General features: G+C 69.2%; 21 protein-coding genes. 10 read left to right on the top strand and 11 right to left on the bottom strand.

The annotated features are described in order from the left end of the window. Window positions 1–202: 202 nt before the first annotated feature. Complete coding sequence (locus tag J2850_RS11965; protein ID WP_209981870.1) at window positions 203–1,210, top strand: hypothetical protein; 1,008 nt, start codon at window positions 203–205, stop codon at window positions 1,208–1,210. A gap of 46 nt (window positions 1,211–1,256) precedes the next feature. Here the strand turns inward: J2850_RS11965 and J2850_RS11970 are convergent, their stop codons facing one another. Next, the gene (locus J2850_RS11970; protein ID WP_209981873.1) at window positions 1,257–4,361 is read right to left on the bottom strand and encodes a hybrid sensor histidine kinase/response regulator; all 3,105 of its coding nucleotides are present in this window, start codon (window positions 4,359–4,361) and stop codon (window positions 1,257–1,259) included. Between the two features lie 405 nt (window positions 4,362–4,766). Between J2850_RS11970 and J2850_RS11975 the strand changes: the two genes are divergently transcribed. After that, window positions 4,767–6,389, top strand: coding sequence for an ABC-F family ATP-binding cassette domain-containing protein (locus J2850_RS11975; RefSeq protein ID WP_209981875.1), 1,623 nt, complete (start codon window positions 4,767–4,769; stop codon window positions 6,387–6,389). An 18-nt stretch (window positions 6,390–6,407) separates the two neighbouring features. Here J2850_RS11975 and J2850_RS11980 read toward each other — a convergent pair whose 3' ends face one another. Further along, window positions 6,408–7,349, bottom strand: a complete 942-nt coding sequence (locus J2850_RS11980) for a LysR family transcriptional regulator (protein WP_209981877.1) — start codon at window positions 7,347–7,349, stop codon at window positions 6,408–6,410. A 113-nt stretch (window positions 7,350–7,462) separates the two neighbouring features. Here J2850_RS11980 and J2850_RS11985 point away from each other — a divergent pair, with 113 nt between their 5' ends. Further along, a complete protein-coding gene (locus J2850_RS11985) occupies window positions 7,463–8,890 on the top strand; it encodes an MFS transporter (RefSeq protein ID WP_209981879.1) in 1,428 nt (475 codons plus the stop codon). Between the two features lie 36 nt (window positions 8,891–8,926). On the opposite strand, the gene J2850_RS11990 is transcribed toward J2850_RS11985, so the two are convergent. The 4 genes from J2850_RS11990 to J2850_RS12005 form a co-directional block, all read right to left on the bottom strand. Then, window positions 8,927–9,310 carry a bleomycin resistance protein gene (locus J2850_RS11990; RefSeq protein WP_209981881.1) on the bottom strand — a complete coding sequence of 128 codons (384 nt, stop codon included), beginning with the start codon at window positions 9,308–9,310 and terminating at the stop codon, window positions 8,927–8,929. Between the two features lie 111 nt (window positions 9,311–9,421). Then, window positions 9,422–10,144: an aspartate/glutamate racemase family protein gene (locus J2850_RS11995; protein WP_307354392.1), complete on the bottom strand. Its 723-nt coding sequence runs from the start codon at window positions 10,142–10,144 to the stop codon at window positions 9,422–9,424. A 148-nt stretch (window positions 10,145–10,292) separates the two neighbouring features. Next, entirely contained in the window at window positions 10,293–10,904 is a 612-nt protein-coding gene (locus J2850_RS12000) for a LysE family translocator (protein WP_209981883.1), read from the bottom strand. A gap of 261 nt (window positions 10,905–11,165) precedes the next feature. Next, window positions 11,166–11,699, bottom strand: coding sequence for a nuclear transport factor 2 family protein (locus J2850_RS12005; protein ID WP_209981885.1), 534 nt, complete (start codon window positions 11,697–11,699; stop codon window positions 11,166–11,168). Between the two features lie 115 nt (window positions 11,700–11,814). Between J2850_RS12005 and J2850_RS12010 the strand changes: the two genes are divergently transcribed. Continuing rightward, on the top strand, window positions 11,815–12,399 hold the full coding sequence (locus J2850_RS12010) for a TetR/AcrR family transcriptional regulator (RefSeq protein WP_209981887.1): 585 nt from the start codon (window positions 11,815–11,817) through the stop codon (window positions 12,397–12,399). A gap of 177 nt (window positions 12,400–12,576) precedes the next feature. Here J2850_RS12010 and J2850_RS12015 read toward each other — a convergent pair whose 3' ends face one another. Beyond that, window positions 12,577–13,776, bottom strand: coding sequence for a TCR/Tet family MFS transporter (locus J2850_RS12015; RefSeq protein WP_370878925.1), 1,200 nt, complete (start codon window positions 13,774–13,776; stop codon window positions 12,577–12,579). 455 nt (window positions 13,777–14,231) lie between these two features. Between J2850_RS12015 and J2850_RS12020 the strand changes: the two genes are divergently transcribed. Then, window positions 14,232–14,714, top strand: coding sequence for a hypothetical protein (locus tag J2850_RS12020; protein ID WP_209981891.1), 483 nt, complete (start codon window positions 14,232–14,234; stop codon window positions 14,712–14,714). A gap of 172 nt (window positions 14,715–14,886) precedes the next feature. On the opposite strand, the gene J2850_RS12025 is transcribed toward J2850_RS12020, so the two are convergent. The 3 genes from J2850_RS12025 to J2850_RS12035 all read right to left on the bottom strand — a co-directional run bounded on the left by J2850_RS12025 (window position 14,887) and on the right by J2850_RS12035 (window position 20,440). Next, a complete protein-coding gene (locus tag J2850_RS12025) occupies window positions 14,887–15,195 on the bottom strand; it encodes a hypothetical protein (RefSeq protein ID WP_209981892.1) in 309 nt (102 codons plus the stop codon). 844 nt (window positions 15,196–16,039) lie between these two features. Further along, on the bottom strand, window positions 16,040–19,210 hold the full coding sequence (locus J2850_RS12030; RefSeq protein WP_209981894.1) for an efflux RND transporter permease subunit: 3,171 nt from the start codon (window positions 19,208–19,210) through the stop codon (window positions 16,040–16,042). A 15-nt stretch (window positions 19,211–19,225) separates the two neighbouring features. After that, a complete protein-coding gene (locus J2850_RS12035) occupies window positions 19,226–20,440 on the bottom strand; it encodes an efflux RND transporter periplasmic adaptor subunit (RefSeq protein ID WP_281414975.1) in 1,215 nt (404 codons plus the stop codon). Window positions 20,441–20,602: 162 nt separating this feature from the next. Between J2850_RS12035 and J2850_RS12040 the strand changes: the two genes are divergently transcribed. Both J2850_RS12040 and J2850_RS12045 read left to right on the top strand, forming a co-directional pair. Beyond that, on the top strand, window positions 20,603–21,298 hold the full coding sequence (locus J2850_RS12040; protein ID WP_209981896.1) for a TetR/AcrR family transcriptional regulator: 696 nt from the start codon (window positions 20,603–20,605) through the stop codon (window positions 21,296–21,298). A 46-nt stretch (window positions 21,299–21,344) separates the two neighbouring features. Continuing rightward, entirely contained in the window at window positions 21,345–22,073 is a 729-nt protein-coding gene (locus J2850_RS12045) for a TetR/AcrR family transcriptional regulator (RefSeq protein WP_209981898.1), read from the top strand. 4 nt (window positions 22,074–22,077) lie between these two features. Here J2850_RS12045 and J2850_RS12050 read toward each other — a convergent pair whose 3' ends face one another. Continuing rightward, window positions 22,078–23,565 carry an MFS transporter gene (locus J2850_RS12050; protein ID WP_209981900.1) on the bottom strand — a complete coding sequence of 496 codons (1,488 nt, stop codon included), beginning with the start codon at window positions 23,563–23,565 and terminating at the stop codon, window positions 22,078–22,080. A gap of 313 nt (window positions 23,566–23,878) precedes the next feature. Between J2850_RS12050 and J2850_RS12055 the strand changes: the two genes are divergently transcribed. The 3 genes from J2850_RS12055 (at window position 23,879) to J2850_RS12065 (ending at window position 26,102) form a co-directional block, all read left to right on the top strand. After that, the gene (locus tag J2850_RS12055) at window positions 23,879–24,553 is read left to right on the top strand and encodes an amino acid ABC transporter permease (RefSeq protein ID WP_209981902.1); all 675 of its coding nucleotides are present in this window, start codon (window positions 23,879–23,881) and stop codon (window positions 24,551–24,553) included. Window positions 24,554–24,567: 14 nt separating this feature from the next. Further along, window positions 24,568–25,221 carry an amino acid ABC transporter permease gene (locus tag J2850_RS12060; RefSeq protein ID WP_209981904.1) on the top strand — a complete coding sequence of 218 codons (654 nt, stop codon included), beginning with the start codon at window positions 24,568–24,570 and terminating at the stop codon, window positions 25,219–25,221. A gap of 68 nt (window positions 25,222–25,289) precedes the next feature. Further along, complete coding sequence (locus J2850_RS12065; RefSeq protein WP_209981905.1) at window positions 25,290–26,102, top strand: transporter substrate-binding domain-containing protein; 813 nt, start codon at window positions 25,290–25,292, stop codon at window positions 26,100–26,102. Window positions 26,103–26,192: the final 90 nt, after the last annotated feature.

The raw sequence follows: 26,192 nt of genomic DNA on the forward strand, positions 1-26,192 counted from the left end.
CCCGGCGGCGCATGGCCGTTCCCGATGCCGGGACGCCGTCGCGGCGGGCGCCGTCTTGCCCTGCCATTGAAACCTACCATCGGTAGCCTATTTCAAACCTACTCATGGTAGGTTGCTCGCGGCCTGCCGCCCTGCACATCAAGACCCTGCACACCGGGCCCTGCAATCGGGACCGTGGGCAGTGAGACAAGGAGACCCGGCAATGTCATCGGCTCCCATCCTTCTCGTCGGCGGTTCCGGCATCGTCGGCCGCTGGGCGTCACGCTTTCTCCGCGCCGCCCGTCCCGGAACGCCGCTGCTGATCGGCGGCCGCGACCTCGCCAAGGCGCGCGGCGCCGCGGCGGAGATCGGCGGCGCCGAGGGCGTGGCGATCGACATGACAGCCGAGGACCTCGGCATCGGCAATCGCCCGGTCGCCGCCGTCGCCGTCCTGTTCACCGACGAGCGGGTCGCCGGGCTGCGCTTCGCCCAGGCCCGCCGCGTCCCCTATGTCAGCATCTCTCCCGGCCTCATCGAGATCGGGCCGGAGGTGGCGCGCTTCATCCACCGCCCGGACGCCTCGGCGGTCGTGCTCGGCACCGAATGGCTCGTCGGCGCCACCACCATTCCCGCGCTGGAATTCGCCAAGCGGTTCGCCCGGCTTCGCGACGTCGCCATCGGCGCCGTGCTGGACGAGCAGGACGCCTTCGGCCCGGCCGCCTCCGCCGACCTGGAACGGCAGACCAGGACGATGCCTGCCGCGCTCGCCCGCCGTGACGGTGCCTATCTGTGGCGGGCCGGCGACGATGCCCGCTCGATGGTCCGCGCCGTCGACGGCACCGAGATGGAGGCGTCGGCCCTCTCCCCCAACGACGTCCTCGGCCTGGCGAACGCCACCGGCGCGCCGAACGTCCGGTTCGACCTCGCGGTCGGGGTGAGCTCCAGCCGCCGCCGGGGCGGGGCGCTGTCGACCGAGATCATCATCGACCTCGCCGGGGAGGATCATGCGGGCCGGCCGCTCCGGACCCGCCACGCGGTCATCCATCCCGAAGGCCAGATGCCCTTGACCGGGTTCGGCGTCGCCATGCTGCTCGACCGCCTGGCCGGGCTGGACGGCCAGCCGCCGACCCCGCCCGGGCTGTATTTCCCCCACCAGCTTCTCGACCCGGCCGCCTACCTGGCCGGTCTTGAGCGCATGGGCGGAACCATCCTGACGCTGGACGCGGCCTGAACCCCGCTGCCGGGGCGGCGGCCAGCGCCGGCCTGGAGACGCCTGCCTAGCCGGCGACGGCGCGCGCCGCCCGCACGGCATCGATGGCCGCCGCCAGTCCGTGGCTGTCATAGGGCTTGAGCAGGTGAACCATGGCGGCGCCGGTCCCGAGCTGCGGGATCTCGGCCGAGCCGGTGGCGATGACGATCCCGAGGTCGGGATGCAGGGCCTGCGCCCGCCCGGCGAATTCGGCGCCCGACATCCCCGGCAGCCCGAGGTCGGTGATCACCACGTCGACCGCCGACGACCGGAGCAGCGCCAGCGCCTCCTCCGCGCTCGACGCCTCCAGCACGGCATGGCCGAGGTCGAGCAGCAGGTCGGCGGTGCTCATGCGGATCAGCGCATCGTCCTCCACCAGGAGGATCGTCGCCGCGACGCCCCCCTGCGGCCCTGCCCTTTTCGGCCCGGCGCCACCGGACACCGGCGCGGGTCCCTGCGCCGGCTGTGCCGGGGGCGTCGCCGCGTGGGATGCGATCCGGGCGAGCTGGGACTGGTTCGCCAGCACATGGCGCAGCTTGCGGGCCAGCGCCTCGCGGCTGTAGGGCTTGGACAGCAGCTCCAGGCCCGGATCGAGCCGGCCGGCATGGACGATGCCGTTCTCCGTGTAGCCCGACGTGAACAGCACCGCCAGGCCGGGCTGGCGCTCCCGCGCCTTGCGGGCCAGCTCGGCGCTCTTCAGCGGCCCCGGCATCACCACGTCGGTGAACAGCAGGTCGACGGCGACGCCGCTTTCCAGCACCGCCAGCGCGCGCTCGGCGTCCTTGGCCTGCAGCACCCGGTATCCCAGGTCGCCCAGCATCTCGACCACGGTCGCACGCACCGCCTCGTCGTCCTCGGCGACCAGGATGGTCTCGGTCCCGCCGGTGATCGGGCCGGTGTCGATCGCGGTGATGCGGTCCTCGCTTTCCATCGCCCGCGGGAAGTAGAGCTTCACCGTCGTCCCTTGGCCGGCTTCGCTGTAGAGCTTGACGTGCCCGCCGGACTGCTTGACGAAGCCATAGACCATGCTGAGCCCGAGGCCGGTCCCCTTGCCCTCGGGCTTGGTCGAGAAGAAGGGCTCGAACACCTGGGCCATCACGTCGGGCGGCATGCCGCTGCCGGTGTCGGTGACGGCGAGCATCACGTACTGCCCGGCGACGGCATCGGCATGCTGGGCGACATAGGCGTCGTCGAGATAGGCGTTGCCCACCTCGATGGTCAGCTTGCCGTTCCCCTCCATGGCGTCGCGGGCGTTGATGGCGAGGTTGAGCAGGGCGTTCTCCACCTGGGTGGGATCGACCAGCGTGTTCCACAGGCCGCCCGACACGATGGTCTCGATCTCGATGCCCTCGCCGATGCTCCGGCGCAGCATGTCGTCCATGCCGGTCACGAAGCGGCCGATGTTGATGACCTTCGGCTCCAGCGCCTGGCGGCGCCCGAAGGCCAGAAGCTGGCTGGCCAGCTTGGCACCGCGCTGGGCGCCGGCCAGCGCGTTGGCCCGCCGGCGCTCGGCCCGGCTGTTGCCGGCGACGTCCGCCGACAGGAGTTGCAGGTTGCCGGAGATCACCTGCAAAAGGTTGTTGAAGTCGTGGGCGACGCCGCCGGTGAGCTGGCCGATCGCCTCCATCTTCTGCGCCTGCTGCAGCGCGGCCTCGGTGCGCCGCAGCGTTTCCGCCGCCTCCCTCTCGGCGGTCACGTCCCGCCCGACCGCGTGGATGTGCGAGGATTCCGGCACCGCGGCCCAGGAGATCCTGCGGTAGCCGCCGTCCTTGCGGCGGCAGCGGTTCTCGAACCGGAAGGTGGTGTTGCCGTCGCTCAGCCTGTGCACCTCCGCCAGCGTCGCGGCGTGGTCGTCGGGATGCACCAGATCCGTCAGCGGCCGCCCGATCAGCTCGCCCTGGGCCCAGCCCAGCAGCGCCGTCCAGGCCGGGTTCACGGCGGCGATGGTGGTGTCGAAGCGGGCGACCAGCATGATGTCGGCCGACAGCCTCCACATGCGGTCGCGCTCGGCGGTGCGCTCCGCCACCTCCTGTTCCAGCGAGGCGTTCAGGTCGCGCAGGGCGGCTTCCGCCTCGGCCCGGCGGCGGTTCTCCTGCTGCACCGACTGGAAGAGCCGCGCGTTGTCCATGGCGATGGCGGCCTGGCTGGCCAGGCTGACCAGGCTCGCCTCGATCACGGCCCCGAACCGCCCCGGCTCGGAGTGGCCGAAGAACAATCCGCCCAGCACCTCGCCGCCGCGCGATTTCACCGGCACCGCAAGATAGCTGCGCACCGGTAGGTGCCCCTCCGGCATGCCGGCATGCGGGCTGTTCCGGCCATAGCGCGGATCCCTGGTGATGTCGTCGGAACGGACCAGGCACTCGCCAGAGAAGGTCGGCGCGAAGATGGCGGTGTTGCGCGGCATCGGGTAGCCGGCGAAGGTGGCGGCGTCGACGCCGGAGAGCGTGTACAGCATGTAGCTGCCGTTCTCCTCGTCCTGGACGTTGTAGAAGAAGGCGCCGAACTGCGCGCCGGTGAGCGCCACGCCGGCATCGGTCACCAGTTGGGTCACCCGGCCGACGTCGAGCTCGGCGGCCAGCGCGGAGCCCGCCTCGTTGACGATGCGCAGTTGCTCGGTCTGCACCTGCAGCGCGCCGACGGCGGCGTTCAGGCCGCGTTCGGCCCGGACCTTGGCCGAGGTCTCGACGACGATGGAGATGACGCCGATCGGCATCCCGTGCCCGTCGCGGATCGGCGAGTAGTCGAGGTTCATCCACACCTGCTCCGGAGCGCCGGTCCGGTGCAGGGTCAGTTCCTGGTCCTGGTAGGACAGCGTGCCGCCGGCAAGGCCGACCTTCATCACGTTGTCGTTGAAGTCCGCGACCTCCGGCCAGCCCTCGCGGACCTTGGAGCCGAGCAGGCGCGGGTGGCGGCCGCCGGCGAAGACCGAATAGGCGTCGTTGTAGATCATCACGCCATCCTCCCCCCACAGCGTGACGATGGGGACCGGCGACCGCAGGATGATGCCCACGGTGGTGCGCAGCGTGTGCGGCCAGCGGTCGGCCGGACCAAGCGGCGTCGAGGACCAGTCGAACGCCGCGATCAGCCGGCTCATCTCCCCGCCATTTTCCAAGAACCTGAGAGAGTCGATCATGCTCTTGTCCGTAAACATGGCGGGCATTCTTGATTATTTCCGCTGGCGGGGAAAACAGAGGATCAAGAACCGACCTTCCACGTCCTGTCAAGCGCGCGGTCCGGTCCGGTTATATTGAGAATGACATATCTCATACCTCTTGCCAGAGGCAGCGCGCGGCTATTTACCGGGGAAGGCGCATCCGAGGCTGTGATAAGCAAGAAAATGCCGGAGCGCCGCCGCCCTCGCGTCCATGCGGGATCCTCACCACAGGTGGCGCGGCGGCCGGCGGATTGGCCCGGATCGCCATTTTTGCGGTGGTGCCGGGCACGCCGTGCGTTTTCCGGGGCGGGCCGATCAGGACTCTGTCGCATCGCGCATCCTGTGGCATAAGGGGCCGGCAACGCCACGGGAACCCAGCATCACATGATCCGCTTCGAGAATGTCAGCAAGCAGAACGGCCACCGCATCCTCTTCCTGGAGGCGTCTGCCGCACTGAACCGGGGCGAGAAGGTCGGGCTCGTCGGCCCCAACGGCGCGGGCAAGACGACGCTGTTCCGGATGATCACGGGCGAGGAACTGCCGGACACCGGGCAGGTGTCGACCGAGAAGCAGGTCTCCATCGGCTATTTCAACCAGGATGTCGGCGAGATGTCCGGCCGCAGCGCGGTCGCCGAGGTGATGGACGGGGCCGGGCCGGTCAGCGTCGTGGCGGCGGAACTGGCGGAGCTGGAAGCCGCCATGGCCGATCCCGACCGCGCCGACGAGATGGACGCGATCATCGAGCGCTACGGCGAGGTCCAGGCGCGCTTCGACGAGCTCGGCGGCTACGAGCTGGAGGGGCGCGCGCGGGAGGTGCTGGCCGGGCTCAGCTTCAGCCAGGAGATGATGGACGCCGACGTCGGCGCGCTGTCGGGCGGCTGGAAGATGCGCGTGGCGCTCGCCCGCATCCTGCTGATGCGGCCCGACGCCATGCTGCTCGACGAGCCGAGCAACCACCTGGACATCGAGAGCCTGATCTGGCTGGAGGGATTCCTTAAGGGCTACGAGGGCGCCCTGCTGATGACCTCGCACGACCGCGAGTTCATGAACCGGATCGTCACCAAGATCATCGAGATCGACGGCGGCTCGCTGACCAGCTATTCCGGCGACTACGGCTTCTACGAGCGCCAGCGCGCGCTGAAGGAGAAGCAGCAGGAGGCGCAGTTCGAGCGCCAGCAGGCGATGCTGGCGAAGGAGCTGAAGTTCATCGAGCGCTTCAAGGCCCGCGCCTCGCATGCCTCCCAGGTGCAGAGCCGGGTGAAGAAGCTGGACAAGATCGAGCGCTTCGAGCCGCCGCGCCGCCGCCAGGTCGTCACCTTCGACTTCCCCCCGGCTCCCCGCTCGGGCGACGACGTCGCGGTGCTGAAGAACGTCCACAAGGGCTATGGCAGCCGGTCCATCTACCAGGGGCTGGACCTGACCATCCGCCGCAAGGAACGCTGGTGCGTGATGGGCGTCAACGGCGCCGGCAAATCGACGCTGCTGAAGCTGATCGCCGGGGCGACCGAGCCCGACAGCGGCACCGTCACCGTCGGCGGCAGCGTCAAGATGGGCTATTTCTCCCAGCATGCGATGGAGCTGCTGGACGGCGACCAGACCATCTTCGAAGCGCTGGAGGCGCATTTCCCGCAGGCCAGCCAGGGCTCGCTGCGGGCACTGGCCGGCTGCTTCGGCTTCTCCGGCGACGATGTGGAGAAGAAGTGCCGGGTGCTGTCGGGCGGCGAGAAGGCCCGGCTGGTGATGGCGATCATGCTGTTCAACCCGCCGAACTTCCTGGTCCTGGACGAGCCGACCAACCACCTCGACCTCGACACCAAGCAGATGCTGATCGCGGCTCTGGGCGCCTACGAGGGCACCATGCTGTTCGTGTCGCACGACCGCCACTTCCTGGCGGCGCTCTCCAACCGGGTGCTGGAGCTGACGCCGGACGGCATTCACCAGTATGGCGGCGGCTATACGGAATATGTGGCGCGCACCGGGCACGAGGCGCCGGGCCTGCACGGCTGACCGCCGGACCGGCCGGGCTCAGTCGCCCCTGAGGCCGCCGGCCGAAGGAAGGTCCGTGGCGCCGTCGCCCGGTCCGCGGCAGGCCGCGAGCACTTGGCCGCGCAGCCAGCGGTGAGCCGGGTCGGCATCGTGGCGCGGGTGCCACATCTGCGTCACCGTGACCTCGCCCATGGGAAGGGGAAGCGGGAAGGTGGTGACCCCGGCGATCCCGGAGGCGACCTGGCGCTCGGAGGCCAGGGTGACGAGGTCGGACGCGCGGACGATCGCCAGGGCGGCCGGAAAGCTCGGCACCACCGCGACCACCCTGCGGGCGAGGCCGAGGGCGTCCAGCGCCTCGTCCGCCAGATCCCTCGCCCGCCCGCTGCGCGAGGTGACCACATGGCCGCAGGCGGCATAGCGGTCCGGCGTCACCGCGTCGCCCGGCAACAGCGGGTGGCCGTCCCGGACGGCGCCGACCAGCCGGTCGCGGAACAGCGCCTGCACCTTCAGTTCGGGGGCGGTTTCCGCATGCGCGCCGATCTCAAGGTCGATGCGCCCGTCGCGCAGCGCCTGCACGTCCCGGTCCGGCCGCGGCGCGAACCGCAGCAGAACGCCCGGAGCCTCGGCCGTGACCCGGCTCACCAGCCGGGCGGCGAAGACCTCGATGAAGCTCTCGCTGGCCCGCAGCGTGAAGGTGCGCTCCAGCCGGGCGACCTCGACCGCCGCGGCCGGACGCAGCACCGAACGCACCTCGTCCGCAAGGTCGTGCACCCGCTCCCGTAGCAGGATGGCCCGGGGCGTCGGGACCAGCCCCCGCCCCGCCCGGACCAGCAGCGGATCCCCGGTGGCGTCCCGCAGGCGCGCCAGGGTGCGGCTCATGGCGGACTCGCTGAGGCCGAGCCGCCGGGCGGCCATGACCACGCTGCCTTCCGCGAGCAGCGCGTCGAGGGCCAGAAGGAGGTTGAGATCGGGGTCCGCCATGAGTGCGAACGCTAACACATGGCGTCCGGTGCAGGAATACTCTGCATGGGCTGCGTCTTCCGCCATGTCCCACGCTGGCCATACTTCCTCCAGACAAGCCGTGGAGACATGCCATGCCCCAACCCGCCGCCCCCCCTTCCCCGCCGTCGGAGGCTCTGCCGATCCGCCGCCGCATCGCGGCCGTGGCGTCCATCCTCACGGCGATCGTGCTGGTCGTCCTCGACGGCGCCGTCGCCAACATCGCCTTGCCGACCATCGCCGATACCCTCGGCGTCGCGCCGGCGGACTCCGTCTGGGTCATCACCGGCTACCAGTTGGCGCTCGTGGTCGCCCTCCTGCCGGCGGGCGCCCTCGGCGAAAGGCTGGGGTACCGGACGGTGTTCGCCGGCGGCGTGCTGCTGTTCACCGCCGCTTCGGCCGGCTGCGCCCTGGCGCCGACCCTTCCCTGGCTGGTCGCCGCGCGCCTGATGCAGGGTCTCGGCGGTGCTGCGGTGATGGCGCTTGCCGTCGCGCTGCTGCGCTTCGTCTACCCGCCGCGGCTGCTGGGGGCCGCCATCGGCTGGAACGCCCTGGTCATCGCGCTGTCCTCGGCGGCCGGCCCGACCGTCGGGGCGGCCATCCTCGCGGTCGCCCCCTGGCCGTTCCTGTTCGCCGTCAACATCCCGATCGGCGCCATCGTGCTGCTGACGGCCCGCGCCCTGCCGGCCGTCGAGGGCATGGAGCGCCGCATCGACCCGGTCAGCGTCGCCCTCAACGCCGGCTTCTTCGCGGCCCTGGTGATCGGGGCCGAGACCATCGCCTCCCGCTTGGGGCTCGGCGCCGCGCTGATGCTCGCCGCGGCGGCGTGCCTCGCCGGCCTGATCCGGCGGGAACGCGGGCAGGAGGCGCCGCTGGTCCCCCTCGACCTGCTGCGGGACCGCTCGTTCCGCCTGTCGGTCGTCGCGTCCGTCCTCTGCTTCACCGGCCAGATGGCGAGCACCGTGGCGCTGCCCTTCTACCTGCAGCACGGGCTTGGACAGGACGCCTTCACGGCCGGGCTGTTCCTGGTGCCCTGGCCGCTGGCGACCGCCGTCGCCGCACCGATCGCCGGCCGGCTCTCCGATCGCCTGGCGACCGGCTGGCTGTGCGCCTCCGGCGGCGTGCTGCTCGCCGCCGGGCTCGCTCTGTCGGCGATCTGGCCGCTCGGGCGCGACCCGCTGCCCCTCCTGGCCTTCATGGTGATCAGCGGCTTCGGCTTCGGCCTCTTCCAGACGCCCAACAACCGCAACATGCTGCTCACGGTGCCCAAGGCGCGCAGCGGCGCGGCCGGCGGCATGCAGGGCACAGCGCGGCTGGTCGGGCAGACCGCCGGTGCGGTGATCATGACGCTGCTCTTTTCCCTGGTTTCCAGCCCGGTGGACGCGCCCCGGACCGGCCTCGCCGTGGCGGCCGCCCTGACCCTGGCGGGCGGCCTGGCGAGCCTGCTTCGCGTCCCGGCGCGCGCCGGGGCCGCGGGGCTTGCCGCCGCCGGCGCGGCGGACGCGCCCATCCGGAACCGGTAGCCCGTCCGGCGCCGTCCTCCGCCGCCCCGCCGGCCCCTACCGTGAGGGGGAAGCGGCGGGCGCGCCGACCCGGAGCAGGTTGCCGTCCGGATCGACATGGGCGAACTCGCGCAGCCCGTAGGGGGTGTCGGCGACGGCGGTCAGCCGCCCCTGTATGCCGGCGGCCTGCCACGCCGCGTGCAGCGCGTCGGCATCGTCGACGTAGAGATAGCAGGCGCTGGCCGAGGCCGCCGGATCCAGGTCGGGAACGCGCGCCAGATGCAGGGTCACCTCGCCGCGGGCCAGGAATCCGTAGACGGGCTCATCCGACGCATCATCGTAGGCGGTCGCCTCGAAGCCGAGGCGGCCATAATGGGCGAGCGCCGCGCGCACGTCCCGGACCGGCAGCACCGGTGCAACCCTCTCGAACCGCACAGTCATCGCTCCCTCTTCCCCCGTCATTCGTCCGCGCCGATCCTCGGCGGCCCATGATGCGGCAGCGGCACCACAAGCCACAAGCCACAAGCCACGGGCCGGCGCCATGCTCCCCCGTCACCCGGGGATCGCCGCCCCGTATTCGGAAAGAGCCAGGTCGACGGCGGCCTCGGCATGGATGGTGGTGGTGTCGTACAGCGGCACCGGACTGTCCTCGGGACGGACCAGCAGCATGATCTCCGTGCAGCCGAGGATCACCGCCTCCGCTCCCCGCTCGACGAGGCGTGCGATCACCTCCCGGTACGCCTGCCGCGACGCCTCCTCGACGCGCCCCTGGACCAGCTCGTCATAAATGACCCGGTGCACGACGGCGCGGTCCTCCTCGCCGGGCACCAGGACCTCAAGCCCGTGGCGCTCGACCAGGCGTCCCTTGTAGAAATCCTGCTCCATGGTGAAGGCGGTGCCCAGCAGGCCGACGCGCCGCAGGCCGGCGGCACGGATCCGGTCGGCGGTGGGGTCGGCGATGTGCAGCAACGGCAGGCCGATGGCCGCCTGCACCTGCCCGGCCATGCGGTGCATGGTGTTGGTGCAGATCACCACGAAATCGGCTCCGCCGCGTTCCAGCCGTTGCGCCGCCTCGATCATCAGGGCCGTGGCGTCGTCCCAGCGGTCGGCGTGCTGGAGCGCCTCGATCTCCGCGAAGTCGAAGGACCACATCAGGCAGCGCGCGGAGTGCAGCCCGCCAAGGCGGTCGCGCACCCGCTCGTTGATGATCCGGTAATATTCGGCCGAACTTTCCCAGCTCATTCCGCCGACGAGACCGATAACTTTCTGCGACACGCCCTTCGGCTCCATGATCGGGGACAATGACCTCCGGCAGGCCCGATGCGATCTTGCCCGCCGGACATCGGGCTGGCAACCGACGACAGCGGGAGATTGCGGCCGGCAGCCGGCGGGCGGCGGTCCGAACGAGCGCCTCTTGCGGTCGTCAGCCGATCCAGATCGGCAGGATCGATGCGACCAGGAGAAGCGCCAGCAGGAGGTTGAGAGCCCGCCATTGCCAGTTCCGGGTCAGGGCGCGCCGAAGCATCTGGCCGCCCAGGCACCAGACCGATAGGGACAGCCAGGCAAAGCAGCCGAACACAATGCCGAGAATGACCGCGACCTCGGCCGGATCCGTGGCGACCGGCGAGAATGACGCCGCGGCACCGGTGGTCATCGCCCAACCCTTCGGGTTGTAGAGGACCAGCCAGGCCCCACCTGCGATGCCCGTCGGCTCGGCTGCCGGCCCGGTTGCCTTGGGGGCGCCGGTCCGGGCCAGTTGGAAGGCCAGCCACAACAGATAAAGCGTCCCGCCGACCTTGACCGCCGACCGTAGCGCCGGAACGGCGACGAATATGCTTTCGACCCCGGCCGATCCGGCGGCGGCCATGCAGGCAAGTCCCAGGGAAATTCCGACGATCAGCGGCAGCGATCGCCGATAGCCGAAATTCATGCCGGATGCGGTGGCCAGCGTCGTGGCCCCTCCTGGCGAGAGGGTCGCCGCCAATACGAAAACCATGAGACCGCCAAGACCCTGCATGCTCTTCGCCCCCGCCATGATGGTCGGATCATGGCTAGGGCGATCCCATGCATTAGGAAAACCAATAATTATAATTGACGCCATTAGCCGTCATAATGGAAGCAGGGGATGTGATCCTGCCGCCTCCATTCGGCGCCGTCCGCGGCAGCAGGGCCTGACCGCTGCGGCACGAACCATCCCGGACAATCCGGCGGCGCCGACGCCGCACAAGACCGGCACAACCGGACTCGTCGGCCGCGCGCCAACAGCCGGAATGTGCGGCGCACGGCCGGGACGGCGTCAGCTCAGGTCCGGATTTCCAAGCGAGTCCTTGATCTCATTGTGGAATTGCCAGTTGCCCTCGGTCCATGCCACCTGCTGGACCGACTCCGCGATCTTCCAGCCGTCGTCCGCTCTGACGAACTTGAACGCGTACGACCCGACAAGCGACTGGTATGGGCTTCCGTTCGCAGCCCGGTAGAAGTGGCTGGCATGCATGAGCACGCGGCAGGAGGCCCTGTCCCCATCGATGACGATGCCCTGCGGGATCATGATGTGCTCGTCGCCATCGAGCCGGCCATGGAACTCCTTGGCGAGGCGGCACCATTTGTCGGCGGAAACCCGCATCCGGCCCATCCCGATCGTCGGGCTGTGGTCGACCTCGATCTCGTCACCGTAACAGGTTCTGAGGAGGTCGAAGTCGTGGGTGTCGGTGCCTTGTCCATAGCGCTGCACCAGGTCGGTGATGGCGATGTGGTCCAGCAGATAGGTCACCTTCTCGTCCAGGCCGGCGCCGCGCAAGCGGTTGAGCTGTTCCGCTGTCGTGCTGAACATGGTTGCGTCCCTTCTTTGAAAAGATGGAATGTCTACGGAAGCCGGCCTCATCAAACGGAGGCATCCTCCGCATCTCTTTATGCGGAGGATGCCTCCACTTATCAAGAGGGAAGATGTGTCGCAGGAGTTTCGTCGGACCCAAGTGCGTCAGCCGCGTGCCGACGGTGAGCGCAACAGGGCTCGCATAATCGAGGCGGCCAAGCAGCGCTTCGCCGAGCAAGGCGCAGGTGCCGCGCTCGAACAGATCGCACGCGATGCAGGCGTGGGGATCGGGACGTTGTACCGCCACTTCCCGACCCGCGACGTGCTGATCGAAGCGGTGTACCGGCATGAAGTCGATGCACTGGTCGTGGCGGCAGGCGAGTTGAGCGCAAAGGAGCCGCCGATCGAGGCGCTGCGCGCGTGGCTCGCCCTGTTCATCGAGTTCCTGGACACGAAACAGGGGATCGGGGCCGTCCTCGACACGCTGATCGGCGGCTCCGAACCGCTCTACAGCGGCACCCCGGCGCAGCTTTCGCCACCGATCGATCTGCTCGTCTCGCGGGCGAACGAGGACGGAGCGGCCAGGATCGAGATCGCGCCGCTCGATCTGCTCCGCGCCATCGCCGGCGTGGCCACCATCCGGCCGGGAGCGGCGTGGAAACGGCAGGCCCTCGCGCTGGTCGACCTGATGCTGAGAGGGGCGCAGGCGACGGTCTGACGCGTGCCCCTGCGTCCGCGGCGCCCGGCAGTTCTCTGAGCCGGTCCCCGTAGCCATCGCGGGCGCGCAGGCCGTTTCGGGCCTCCGCCAGCGGCCGCTTCCGGCCCGTCACCAAACTCGGCCCGCCGTCGAACGGGTTCGCACGACATGCCCTCCGCCACGGCCGGAAATCGCCTGCTACAGCATCGGGTCCGTTGCCGGCTTCCCGAAATCCAGGCCGAGAACCAGCGGAACGCTGACCGCGTAGACGACGACGACCGAGAGCCAGATCGCCCCCGGCCAATGCGCCCTGGACGCAAGGTAGACGCTGGAGAACGCAAGCGGCGCCACGATCGACGCCAAGCTCAGGGCGGAAGCCAGCACGCCCTGGAACCGCCCCTGCTGGCTCTCGTCAACCTGCCGGGTCGCGAAGGATTGCAACGCCGGCACGCCGAGTCCGCCAAGGGCGAACACCGGCATGACCGCGAAGACCATCCAGCCTTGGGTGGCGAATGCCATGACGACCAGCGCGGTGCAGGCGCCGCCGATGCCCAGCAGAATGGCTGTGCGCTCGCCGAGCAGCCTGACCGCCGGCCCCGGCAGAATCGCCTGGGCAAGCGTCTGGCAAACGCCGAAGGCACCGAGCGACAGGCCGATCCAAAGGCCGTTCCACTGGAAGACGTCGCCTCCCCAGAGCGCCCAGGCGGTGCCGTAGGCCTCGCCGGTGGCACTGAAGATGAAGAAGACGGCGATGACCGGCAGCATCCGCTTCACCGACAGCACCCAGCGCAGCGGCCGCAGCGGATTGAGCGCGGCAAGGTCCAGCGGTTCCCGGCTGGGCGTGCGCGATTCCGGGAGAATGAAGACCGCCAGCAGGAGATTGCAGGCGTTCAGCGCCGCGGCGGCGATGAAGGGCAGCCGCAGCCAGTGGTCGCCGAGCATGCCGCCAAGCACCGGGCCGATGATGAAGCCGATGCCGAACATGGCGTTGAAAAGGCCAAAGCGGCGGGCGCGCTCCTCGCCGGGCGAGATGTCGGTGATGTAGGCCGTGGCCACGGAAACGTTGGCGCTGGTCAGGCCGGCGACGGCACGGCCGAGCAGCAGCATCCAGAGATCGGACGCGACGGCCAGGAACAGGTAGTTGGCCGCCGCCCCGGCGAGCGAAATCAGGAGCACCGGACGGCGGCCGAGCCTGTCGCTCAACGAGCCGAGCACGGGTGCGAAGAGGAACTGCATCACCGCATAGAGGGCGGTCATGATGCCGATGGCGGGCGCGACGTTGTCAACATGCGTCACATCCCGCAGAAGTGCAGGCAGGATCGGAAAGATGAGGCCGATGCCGATGGCATCGAGGATGATGGCGGCAAAAATGACGCTCAGCGGTCTGTTCATGGCCAACTCCGGCAAGCGCAGGCCCGCAGCGCCGCCAAGCGCCGATGGCTTGCGATGAGGTCTGGCAGGAAGCCAGACGTTGGGTTTTTTGGGGAGCGCTGGCCGACCCACGTCCGAGACGGCGTGGATGGCGTGTGCTTGACCGCCTGGACGACTATTCGTCCACCTGTTTACTCCGCCGCTGAGCGGATCAAGGGAAGCGGTCGCTTTTCGCGACGGTCGACATCTACGCCGCGTGACGGCGCGCGGCAAGTGCTTTCCCCGCACCGTGCCTGCGGCACCCCCGGGAGGCAGCGGGGCCGGGTCAAGGCGTCATAGCCGGTGCAGGCACCCGAACTTTTTGACACTGGAAACCACAGGCTCGTAAACATTCGCCGGCAGGAGGGCGTTCGCATCGAACGCATGGGGTTCGGCATGGTCCGGCCCCACCGCGAATGCGGCCCGGATGGCGGGAGGAGTGGATGGGCGAGACGAGACTCAGGGCGGTTTCACTGTTTCCTCCGGCCGACCCCGCCATCCGGCAGGCCGGGCGGCTGCTCGCCATGGTGAACGAACTCCACAAGGCCGGGTATCAGCGGCTCAGGATCGCGCCCGGCATGGCCCCGTCCGGATGCCATTGGCGCTGCCACGTCACCTCCGCCGGCAACGTGGCGGTGAACGGGTGGGAGCCGCTCGACTGGAGCCGGGGAGTCGCCAGCTACAGCACCGGCCAGAAGAACCTGTACTTCGGCTGGGACGACGCCGGGCACGACTCCGCCAGGCAGCTCGCTGCGAAGTTCATCGAACGGTTTCCCGAGATCGCCCGCGCCGGCCAGGGGCCGGATTGGGCCTATGCCGGGTGGTATGTGGCGATGCTGGGCGCCGCCGAACATGGGACGATCCCGGTGTTCTTCGCCGATTACCCGGTCGAACTGGCCCCGGACGACCGGCCTCCCCCACCGTAAGGCCGGGTCGCGACCTCCCGGAGCCGACGGGGCATGTCCGGGCGCCCCGCAGGGGTTCTGAAAACCGCGCCTGGAGTCTGTCTGGCGCTGATTGAAGCACCAGACAGACTCCAGGCTTTTGGTTTTCCGTGTGAGTCACGTTTCAAGCGATACCGCTTGAAACGATCACACCCTAAGGCCGCCTGTCCCGCAACTTGCGCAGAAGCTCCCCGGGATCGCTCTGACGATGGTAGGCAAGGAACAGCGGGCCGACGATATCGCGGGCCGGAATGGCCGGCTCCCTCGCCGGCCAGGCGAACGCCAGACCTTGCCTGGTTCCGAACACGATCTCCACCGCACCGATCCGGACCGACCACGTGGCGTCTCCTCCCACATAGGCAAGGTACCCGGACCTCAGGATCGCCGTCGCGACATCAAGCGGCGAGGCATCCTCCGGCACCAGGATCGCCCTCTCATGGGGAGCCTGGATGTCGTCCGCCATGCAGACGCTGTCCCGCGTCAGCACGACTTGAACCATCGTCTTCGGCATCGCGCCCCCCGCCATTCTCCTCGCCTCGGGTCTCAATGGACGCCATGAGCCGGCAGCGACAGGGTCCCGCGCCTATGCGCCCCTGCGGAAACAGGGCCGCACCCCCGAGGTCCGTCGGCGCTGGACCGGCTGCGCGAGGGCCGGACCGGCGGCGAGACAGAGCATGAGCGGTGCGGCAAGACGAAGGGACGGTATGCGGGCCATGACGGACTCTTCCGGATGACTGAAGGGCGGGGCCGGGGATCCGGCACAACCGCCCCGATCGCTGCGGGAAGCAACGGCCTCCGGTGCCCGCAGGATCCCACCTTCGTCCCCCTGGGAATTTGCCGAACACCTCTTCAGGCCGGCTGGGAAATAGGACTATAAACTTCTTTCGCCGCCACCGGAGTTCCGGCCCATGCCAGCCGCCCTCCCCGCCGTCACGCCGCCCCTCTCCGTCGTTCCACATGTCGCCTCCGGCCATAACAGATTGTGCCCGCACCCGGTGTCCGAGATGGTGGAACACTCACCGCATGATGTTTCACACTGTTCCAGACGTGCCGATGCCGTGCCGGATGCCGCACCGCCCCGTCATCCGGCGACGCCGGATGAAACAGTGGAACAGCCCGCAGGATCTGTCGCACGGCGTTCCAAACGTTCCATCCGCCTGCTCCGCCCCAGCCTCTGCCCCCGCCTCTGCCCCCACGTCCGCCCCCGCCCCGGCCCTCACCCCTGCCGCCGACCGGCCAAGGAAAAGGCGCCGGACCCGCGGGGGATCCGGCGCCTCGGGACGGCGGGCGGGCGGTGCGCCGGCGGCTCAGTCGCCGGCGGCCGGCTGCGGCATGGCGCCGTGGCCGGGGCGGCGGCGGACGAACAGCCGGTAGACCGCCACGAAGAACACCGGCACGAACACCACCGCCAGCACGGTGGCGGAGATCATGCCGCCCATCACGCCGACGCCGATGGCGTTCTGGCTCTCCGATCCGGCGCCGGTGCTGATCGCCAGCGGCAGCACGCCCAGGATGAAGGCCATCGAGGTCATGATGATCGGGCGCAGGCGCTGGCGGCAGGCTTCGGCGGCGGCCTCCTTCAGCTCCATGCCCTGGTCGTAGAGCGACTTGGCGAACTCCACGATCAGGATGGCGTTCTTCGCCGACAGCCCGATGGTGGTCAGCAGGCCGACCTGGAAGTAGACGTCGCTCGGCAGGCCGCGCAGCGTCGCCGCGATCACAGCGCCGATGACCCCGAGCGGCACCACCAGGATGACCGAGACCGGCACCGACCAGCTTTCATAGAGCGCGGCCAGGCACAGGAAGACGATGATCATCGACAGCGCATAGAGCGCCGGCGCCTGCGAGCCGCTGAGCCGCTCCTCGTAGGACAGGCCCGTCCACTCGTAGCCGATGCCCTCCGGCAGCTTGGCCATCATCGCCTCCATCTCGGTCATCGCCTCGCCCGAGCTGATGCCCGGAGCGGCCGAACCCTGGATGTTGAGCGATGGCGTCCCGTTGTAGCGCTCCAGCTTCGGCGAACCGAAGATCCACTGCGAGGTGCTGAAGGCCGAGAAGGGCACCATCTGGCCGTTGCCGTTGCGCACGTACCAGCGGTCGATGTCGCTGGGCTGCATGCGGTAGGGCGCGTCGGCCTGGAGATAGACCTTCTTCACCCGGCCGTTGTCGATGAAGTCGTTGACGTAGGAGGAGCCCCAGGCCACCGCCAGCGTCGTGTTGATGTCGCTCAGCGATAGGCCGAGCGCGCTCGCCTTCTCGCGGTCGACGTCCAGCTTGAACTGCGGCGTGTCCTCCAGCCCGTTGGGGCGGACGCCGGTCAGCTTCGGGTTCTGCGCCGCCATGCCCAGCAACTGGTTGCGCGCCTGCATCAGCTTGTCGTGGCCGAGCCCGCCGCGGTCGACAAGCTGCAGGTCGAAGCCGGTGGCGTTGCCGAGGCCGGGAACCGACGGCGGCAGGAAGGAGAACACCACCGCGTCCTTCAGCGCCGACAGGGCACCCATGGCGCGGCCGGCGATCGCCTGCGGCTTCTGCCCCGGCAGCGTGCGCTCGCTCCAGTCCTTCAGCCGGACGAAGGCCATGCCGGCATTCTGGCCGCGGCCGGAGAAGTTGAAGCCGACGATGGTGAACAGGCCCTCGACGCTGTCCTTCTCCTTCTCCAGGAAGTAGCTGGTGACCGCCTTCCCCGTCTCGGCCGTGCGCTGGGCGCTGGCGTTGGGCGGGGCCGACCACAGCACGAACAACTGGCCGCGGTCCTCGGTCGGCAGGAAGGAGGTCGGCATCTGCACGAACAGGTAGCCGAGCCCGCCCAGGATCAGGGCATAGGCGAGGAAGAAGCGTCCCAGCCGGTTCAGCGCGCCGCGCACGCCGCCGACATAGACCCGGCTGGTGGCGTCGAAGCCGCGGTTGAACAGGCCGAAGAAGCCGCGCTTGGCATGCCCGTGCCCGTCCCCATGTCCCTGGCCGTGGCTCCCGGCCGGCAGCGGCTTCAGGAGGGTGGCGCAGAGCGCCGGGGTCAGCACCAGGGCGACCAGCACCGACAGCGCCATGGCCGAGACGATGGTCAGCGAGAACTGGCGGTAGATGGCGCCCGCCGACCCGCCGAAGAAGGCCATCGGCACGAACACCGCCGACAGCACCAGCGCGATGCCGACCAGGGCGCCGGTGATCTGGTCCATCGACTTGCGCGTCGCCTCGCGCGGGGGCAGCCCCTCCTCGCTCATCACGCGCTCGACGTTCTCGACCACGACGATGGCGTCGTCGACCAGCAGGCCGATCGCCAGCACCATGCCGAACATGGTCAGCACGTTGATCGAGAAGCCGAAGGCCGACAGCACGCCGAAGCTGCCCAGCAGCACCACCGGCACGGCGATCGTCGGGATCAGCGTGGCGCGGAAATTCTGCAGGAACAGGTACATCACGACGAAGACGAGGACGATGGCCTCGAACAGCGTCTTGATCACCTCGTGGATCGACAGCTCGACGAAGGGCGTGGTGTCGTAGGGGTAGATCACCTCGATGCCGGCCGGGAAGAAGGGCTGCAGCTCCGCCACGCGCGCCTTGACCGCGGCGGCGGTGTCGAGCGCGTTGGCGCCGGTCGCCAGCTTGATGCCGACGCCGGCCGCCGGCCGGCCGTTGTACTGGGCCGCGATCTCGTAGGTCTCGGACCCGATCTCGATGCGGGATACGTCGCGCAGGCGCACCTGCGACCCGTCAGGGTTGACGCGCAGCAGGATGGCGCCGAACTGCGCGGGCGTCTGCAGCCGGCTCTGCGCGGTGATCGTGGCGTTGATCTGCTGGCCGGGCACCGCCGGGGCACCGCCGAGCTGCCCGGCGGAAACCTGGGCGTTCTGCGCCTTGATGGCGTTGCTGACGTCGGTGGTGGTCAGCTTGAAGTTGTTCAGCGCGTCGGGGTCGAGCCAGATGCGCATCGCATGCTGCGGCCCGAACACGGTGACGTCGCCCACGCCCTCGACGCGGCTGATGGTGTCCTGCAGGTTGGAGGTGACGTAGTCGGCGATGTCGCCCTGGCTGAGGCGGCCGTCGCTCGACACGAAGCCGACCACCAGCAGGAAGTCGTTGCCGGCCTTCGACACCTGCAGGCCGCGCTGCTGGACCTCCTGCGGCAGCAGGGGAACGGCGAGCTGCAGCTTGTTCTGCACCTGGACCTGGGCGATGTCGGGGTTGGCCGACGGCTCGAAGGTCAGCGTGATGGTCACGTTGCCCGACGAATCGCTGGTCGAGGACATGTAGCGGAAATGGTCGAGCCCGGTCATCTTCTGCTCGATGACCTGGGTGACCGTGTCCTCCAGCGTCTTGGCCGAGGCGCCCGGATAGCTGGCGGTGATCGACACCGTGGGCGGCGCGATCTTCGGGTACTGCTCGACGGGAAGCCGCAGGATCGCCAGGGCGCCGGCCATCATGATGACGATGGCGATGACCCAGGCGAAGACCGGCCGGTCGATGAAGAACTTGGACATGGAACGGTTCCTGGATCAGCGCGCCGCCGCCTTTTGCGGCAGCTCGGCAAGCGCGTTCTGGGCCGGCACCGGCTTCACCTCGGCACCGGGCTTGACCTTCTGCAGGCCCTCGACCACCACCCGCTCGCCGGGGGCGAGCCCGTCGGCCACCAGCCAGACGTTGCCGACCGCGCGCTCGGTCTTGATGGTGCGCTGGGCCACCTTGTTGTCGGCCCCGACCACCCAGACGCGCGCCGATCCGTCCGGCCCGCGGCTGACCGCCGCCTGCGGCACGGTGATGGCGTTGTCGGCGACGCCCTGCTCGATGCGGGCGCGCACGAACAGGCCGGGCAGCAGGGTCTTGTTCGGGTTCGGGAAGACGGCGCGGAGCTGGACCGAGCTGGTGCCCGGATCGACCGTGACGTCGGAGAACTGAAGCTCGCCCTTCACCGGATAGGACTGGTCGCTGCCGTCACCGGTGCCGTTCAGCAGCAGCGTCACCGGGATCTTGCCCGCTTCCGCCGGCTGGATGCGGCCGCTCTCCATGTCGGCGCGGAGCTTCATGAGCTGCGAGGCGGTCTGCGTCACGTCGACATAGATCGGGTCGAACTGCTGGACGGTGGCCAGCGCCGTGGCCTGGCTGGCGGTGACCAGCGCGCCCTCGGTGACCGACGACTTGCCGATGCGGCCGGAGATCGGCGCGAAAACCTTGGTGTAGTCCAGGTTGATGCGGGCGAGGTTGTAGGCGGCCTTGGCGGCCGCAAGCTGCGCCTCGTTCTGCTTCAGCGTCGCCTGGACGTCGTCGAAGTCCTGCTTGCTGACCACGCTGTTGCGCACCAGATCGTTGTAGCGCGACGCCTTGTTGCGCGCGGCCTGCAGGTTGGCCTCCGCCTTCTGGACGTCGGCCTGGGCGCTGGCCAGCGACGCCTCGTAGGTGGCGGGGTCGATCTGGTAGAGCTGGTCGCCCGCCTTGACGTCGCTGCCCTCCTGGAACAGCCGTTTCAGGACGATGCCGCTGACCTGCGGCCTGATCTCCGCCACGCGGTAGGCGGCGGTGCGGCCGGGCAGCTCCGTCGTCACCGCCAGCCGCTGCGGCTCGATGGTCATCACCGACACCTCGGGCGGCCCGCCGGCCTTCGGCTGGCCCGCAGCCTGTTTCTGCTGGTTGCAGCCGGCAAGCACAAGGATCAACGAGGCGGCCACAGCCGCCCGCAGCGCCGGGTTGGGCAACATCTTATCGAATCCGAACATCTCTATCCCCGTGAAGGCGCCGCGTCCTGCCGGCGTCCCGTCTCCCTGGCATGCCGGGATCGCGACGGTCCGGCACATCCCCGTTGCTTAGTACTGTCTCATACAGTACAGTGTACTGGACGATACATTCAGAATGCTGCAGCGCGCAAGGGGGTTTTGCCGATGCCCGATACGGGGCTGGGATACAGGGACGGCAAGCCGGCCACGGACGAGCCGGCACCGGACCTGCCCGATGCGGCCGCATCCGGGATGGGGCTGCGCGGCTGGGCGCGCTACCGGGCGCTGCTCGACGCCGCCTCGACGCTGTTCGTCGAAAAGGGCTATGCCGCGACCTCGCTCAGCGACGTGCTGCGGCTGGCCGGCGGCTCGCGCACCACGCTCTACACCCGGTTCGGCGACAAGGACGGCCTGTTCCGCGCCATGATGGAGGAGCACTGCGCCCGCGTCCTGGCCGGGATGACCCCGGACACCGCGCCCGACAGCGCCGCCGATCCGGAAGAGCGGCTGACCCGCATCGCCCTCCACATCGCCGACACGCTGATGGCGCCGGAAACCACCGCCATCCTGCGCACCCTGATCTCGGAAGGCGTGCGCGTTCCCGACCTGGTGGAGACGTTCGTCCGCGTCGGACCGGACCGCACGCGGGCCCGGCTCGCAGCCTGCCTCGACGAACTGCAGGCCGCGGGCCTCATCCGCATCGAGGACCCGGAGATGGCGGCACAGGCCTTCTGCGGGATGGTGACCGGGAACCTGCTGCTGGAGCGCTTGATCCTCCCCGGCCGGCCGGTCGACCGCGCCGCGGTGGAAACCTATGTGCGGGAATGCGTCAGGCTGTTCCTGCGCGGCGCCGCCGCGTGATGCCGCCATGGCAGCGCCGGGCGACAACCTCCGGGGAAAGGACACGATGATCACCGGCAGCCACCACAAGGATCCCCCCGCCTGCGGGCCGCGCGGGCTGGCGCGGCGGCAGGCGATCCTCGCGGCCGCCCGGCGGCTGTTCATCGAGAAGGGGTTCGAAAAGACCACGCTCAGCGACATCATCGGCGAGGCCGGCGGCTCGCGCGCCACCCTCTACGAGCAGTTCGGCGACAAGGACGGCCTGTTCCGCGCGATCATGGAGGAGGACAACGCCATGATCCTCTCCGGCCTCGCCCCCGCACGCGCCGACGACCGGGTGACGCCGGAGGCCGGGTTGACGGCCTTCGCCCTGCATCTGGTGAAGGCCCTGCTGAACGATGAGACGACCGGCACCGTCCGCATCCTGATCGCCGAGGGCGATCGCGTGCCCGACATTGCCGAATCCTTCTTCCGCATCGGGCCGGAGAACGCCATCCGCCGGCTGGCCGACTACCTGCAGCATCTGTCCGACGCCGGCGAGCTGCATGTCGAGAACCCGGCCGCCACCGCCCAGGCGTTCCTCGGCATGGTCACCGGCAACCTGCTGATCCGCCGCCTGATCCTGCCGGAGAGTGCACCGGCGATCCCCGACCTCGACCGCTATGTCCGCCAGGCGGTGCGGCTGTTCCTGAACGGCGCCAGAACCGGTGGCGCCCGAACCGGTGGCGCCAGGACCAGCGGCGCTGGTGCCGCCGGCACGGCGACGGATCGGAGGGGGCCGGTTGGCAACGGCTGATCCGTCAGACCGTCTCCGCCGCCTCCTCCTCTTCGAACCCCCGCTCACGGCCGGCCTTGGTCAGCGGCTCGGCGATCTCCTCCAGCCCCCTGCCCTCGGCATCGACGCCGTAGACCAGCGCGACCACCCCGCCGAACATCATGACGACGGCACCCAGCACATAACCCCAGAACAGCGGCTCCCGCTCGGAACCGGTGCCGACCAGCCAGCCGAACAGCAGCGGCCCGACCGATCCCACCACCTGGCCGACGGCGAAGAAGTAGGAGATCGCCTGCGCCCGCACCTCCAGCGGGAAGATCTCGCTGACCGTCAGGTAGGCCGACGAGGCGCCGGCCGAGGCGAAGAAGAACGACACGCACCAGAAGACGGTGTGGGTGTTGGCCGTCAGCACGCCCTGGCGGAACAACACGGCCGAGACCAGCAGGACCGTCCCGGACAGCAGGTAGGTGCCGAAGATCATCCGCCGCCGCCCCACCGTGTCGAACAGCGGCCCCAGCAGCAGCGGCCCGAGCAGGTTGCCGGCGGCGAACGGGAAGAAGTAGAGCGCCGTCTGCGACGGATCGAGATGGTAGAAGTTCTGCAGCACCAGGGCATAGGTGAAGAAGATGGCGTTGTAGAGGAAGGACTGGGTGATCATCATCGTCACCCCGAGAAAGGTGCGCGACGGGTACTGCCGGAAGAAGACCTCGGCCATCTGGGCGAAGGACACCGAGTCCTCGGGAATGACGCACATGGCGCGCCGCCGGTCGACCGGTTCGAGCGGCTTGCCCTGCGCCCGCACCCCCGCCTCGATGTCGTCGACGATGCGTTCGGCCTCCTCCTCCAGCCCATGGGTGACCATCCAGCGCGGACTTTCCGGGATGTGCCGGCGCAGCCGGATGATGACCAGCCCCAGCAGCGGCCCGATGAAGAAGGCGATGCGCCAGCCGATCGCCTCGGGCACCAGGCTGTGGTCGAGCAGGAAGACGCTTCCCACCGCGCCGATCATCGCCCCCGCCCAGTAGGTTCCGTTGATCGCGATGTCGACCCGGCCGCGGTAGCGGGCCGGGATCAATTCGTCCACGGCGGAGTTGATCGCCGCATATTCGCCGCCGATGCCCATCCCGGCGACGAAGCGCCAGACATAGAGGAACCAGGGGGTCCAGGCCAGCCCGGCGACGCCCGAGGCGACGAGATAGACCGCCAGCGTGGTGATGAACAGCCGCTTGCGTCCCCAGCGGTCGGTCAGGCGTCCGAACACCAGCGCGCCCACCACCTGCCCGATCAGGTAGATGGTGCCGGCGAACCCGACCTCGGCGCTCGACATGCCCAGGCTGTCCTTGTAGCCGGAGGCCGAGATGAGCTGGATTTCGATGCCGTCGAGAATCCAGCTTACGCCCAGCCCGACCACCACCAGCCAGTGGAAGCGGGCCCAGGGCAGCCGGTCCATCCGCGCCGGGACGAGGCTGCGCACCGCCTGTGGGGCCGGCGCGGCATTGTGTGTCGCGGTCATGACGGATCGCACTCCTCCCGATGGACCCCGGGCGCAATCACCGGGACCGGCATCCCGCTTCACCCATGGATCAGACCATCCGTGAAACGGCGGGCGGAGCCGGAAAGTTTCACGGCGAGGTTCGACGGCCGACCATCAGACCCGCCGATTGTCACCGGTGCGCATGTTTCCTGTTGCGGCATTGGATCGATCCAATTACCGTTCCCTGAAGATGCCCGCGCGATGCCGAAGCGGCAGCCGGCACCGGAAAATGGCGACACGCGCGGACAGCCGCCCAGGCAGCGGACGGCCACGCGGTTGCGGAGGATCGCCCGTGACCTACGACTTCCAATTCGATGCGGTGCTCGCATCCTGGGATTATCTGCTCAACGGCGCCTGGCTGACGATCAAGCTGTCGTTCGGCGCCATGGCGATCGGGCTGGTGGTGGGCATCGCCTGCGCGCTCGGCAAGACCTCGGGACCGCGGCCGGTGCGCTGGCTGATCAACGCCTACATCGAGATCATCCGCAACACGCCCTTCCTCGTCCAGATCTTCCTGATCTTCTTCGGCCTGCCGACCATGGGGGTGCGGCTGTCGCCCGACCTCGCGGCGCTGATCGCCATGGTCGTCAATGTCGGCGCCTATGCCGCCGAGATCATCCGCGCCGGTATCGAGTCGATCCACAAGGGACAGATCGAGGCCGGGCTGGCCCTGGGACTGCGGCCGCTGCAGGTCTTCCGCCACATCGTGCTGAAGCCGGCACTGCGCACCGTGTATCCGGCGCTGACCAGCCAGTTCATCCTGCTGATGCTGAGCTCCAGCATCGTCTCCGCCATCTCCGCGGACGAGCTGACCTCCGTCGCCAACAACATCCAGTCGCAGACCTTCCGCAGCTTCGAGATCTACATCGTGGTCACGGGCATCTACCTGGCCCTGGCTCTGATGTTCTCCGCCCTGTTCGCCGGCATCTACCGGCTGGCCTTCTCCTATTCCATAGACCGTCGCTGAAGGAAGGCCCGACCATGATCCGCGCCTTCGGCACCAACGAGTTCCTGTTCCTGCTGAGCGCCGTGCAATGGACGCTCGCCCTGTCGGTCATCGCCTTCATCGGCGGCGGCATCGTCGGCCTGTTCGTGGCGCTCGCCCGCACCGCCGACGCCAAGCCGCTGCGCTGGCTCGCCACCGGCTACATCCAGATCTTCCAGGGCACGCCGCTGCTGATGCAGCTTTTCCTGGTGTTCTTCGGCGCCACCGTGCTGGGCATCGACATGAACCCCTGGACGGCGGCCGCGCTGGGACTGACGCTGAACACCAGCGCCTTCCTGGGCGAGATCTGGCGCGGCTGCATCCAGTCGGTGCCGAAGGGCCAGTGGGAGGCCGCCTCGGCGCTCGGCCTGCGGTATCCCGGCCTGATGCGGTTCGTCATCCTGCCGCAGGCGGTGAAGGTGGCGGTGCCGCCGACCGTCGGATACCTCGTCCAGGTCATCAAGGGCACGTCGCTGGCGGCCATCATCGGCTTCGTCGAGCTGACCCGCGCCGGGCAGATCGTCAACAACGCCACCTTCCAGCCCTTCCTGGTCTTCGGCATCGTCGCCGCCATCTACTTCGTGCTGTGCTGGCCGCTGTCGCTGCTCAGCGCGCGGCTGGAGGCCCGCTATGCCGCCCCCACCCGCTGACCCCGGACACCCGATCCGGCCGCCTGCAACCGCTCGACCCAAAAACACCCGGACCGGAGGAAACCCGAATGGCCTTTTCCATCACCCGCCGCCTTGTCGTCGCCGGCGCCATGCTGACCGCCGCGGTCGGCCTCACCGCCGCCGGCGCCCATGCCCAGACCGTCGAGGAGATCAAGGGCAAGGGCAAGCTGACCGTCGGCATGCTCGTCGACTTCCCGCCCTTCGGCATCACCAGCGCCGACGGCAAGCCCGACGGCTATGACGCCGACGTCGCCAAGCTGATGGCCAAGCACATGGGCGTGCCGGTGGACATCGTGCCGGTGACCGGCCCGAACCGCATCCCCTACCTGCTGACCGGCAAGGTCGACGTCCTGGTCGCCTCGCTCGGCATCACGCCGGAGCGCGCCAAGCAGGTGCAGTTCTCCGACCCCTACGCCGCCATCGAGATCGGGCTGCTCGCCCCGCAGGGCACGGCGATCACGAAGGCGGAGGATCTGTCGGGCAAGAGCGCGGGCGTCGCCCGCGCCAGCACGCAGGACCAGTCGCTGACCGCCGCCGCTCCCAAGGACGCCACCATCCGCCGCTTCGACGACGACGCCAGCGCCGTGCAGGCCCTGCTGTCCGGCCAGGTCGATGCCCTCGGCGTCAGCAACGTGGTCGCGCAGCAGATCAAGCAGATGGCGCCGCAGAACAACTACGAGATGAAGTTCGTCCTGCGCAGCCAGGTCCAGGGCATCGCGCTCCGGCAGAACCAGGACAAGCTGCTGGCCTGGACCAACGGCTTCCTGGAGACGGTGAAGAAGAACGGCGAACTGAACGCCATCCACCAGAAGTGGCTGGGCACCGATCTCCCGACGGCCGTCACCAGCGGCAAGTCCTGATCCGGCGCTTCCACGGCCGCGCCAGCGGGGCCGGCTTACGGGCCGGCCCCCCGGGGCTTTCGCCCCCTGGACGAGATCGTCGAGCAAAAC

The sequence above is a fragment of the Azospirillum picis genome (assembly GCF_017876115.1).
In the GTDB taxonomy this organism is placed as follows: Bacteria; Pseudomonadota; Alphaproteobacteria; order Azospirillales; family Azospirillaceae; genus Azospirillum; species Azospirillum picis.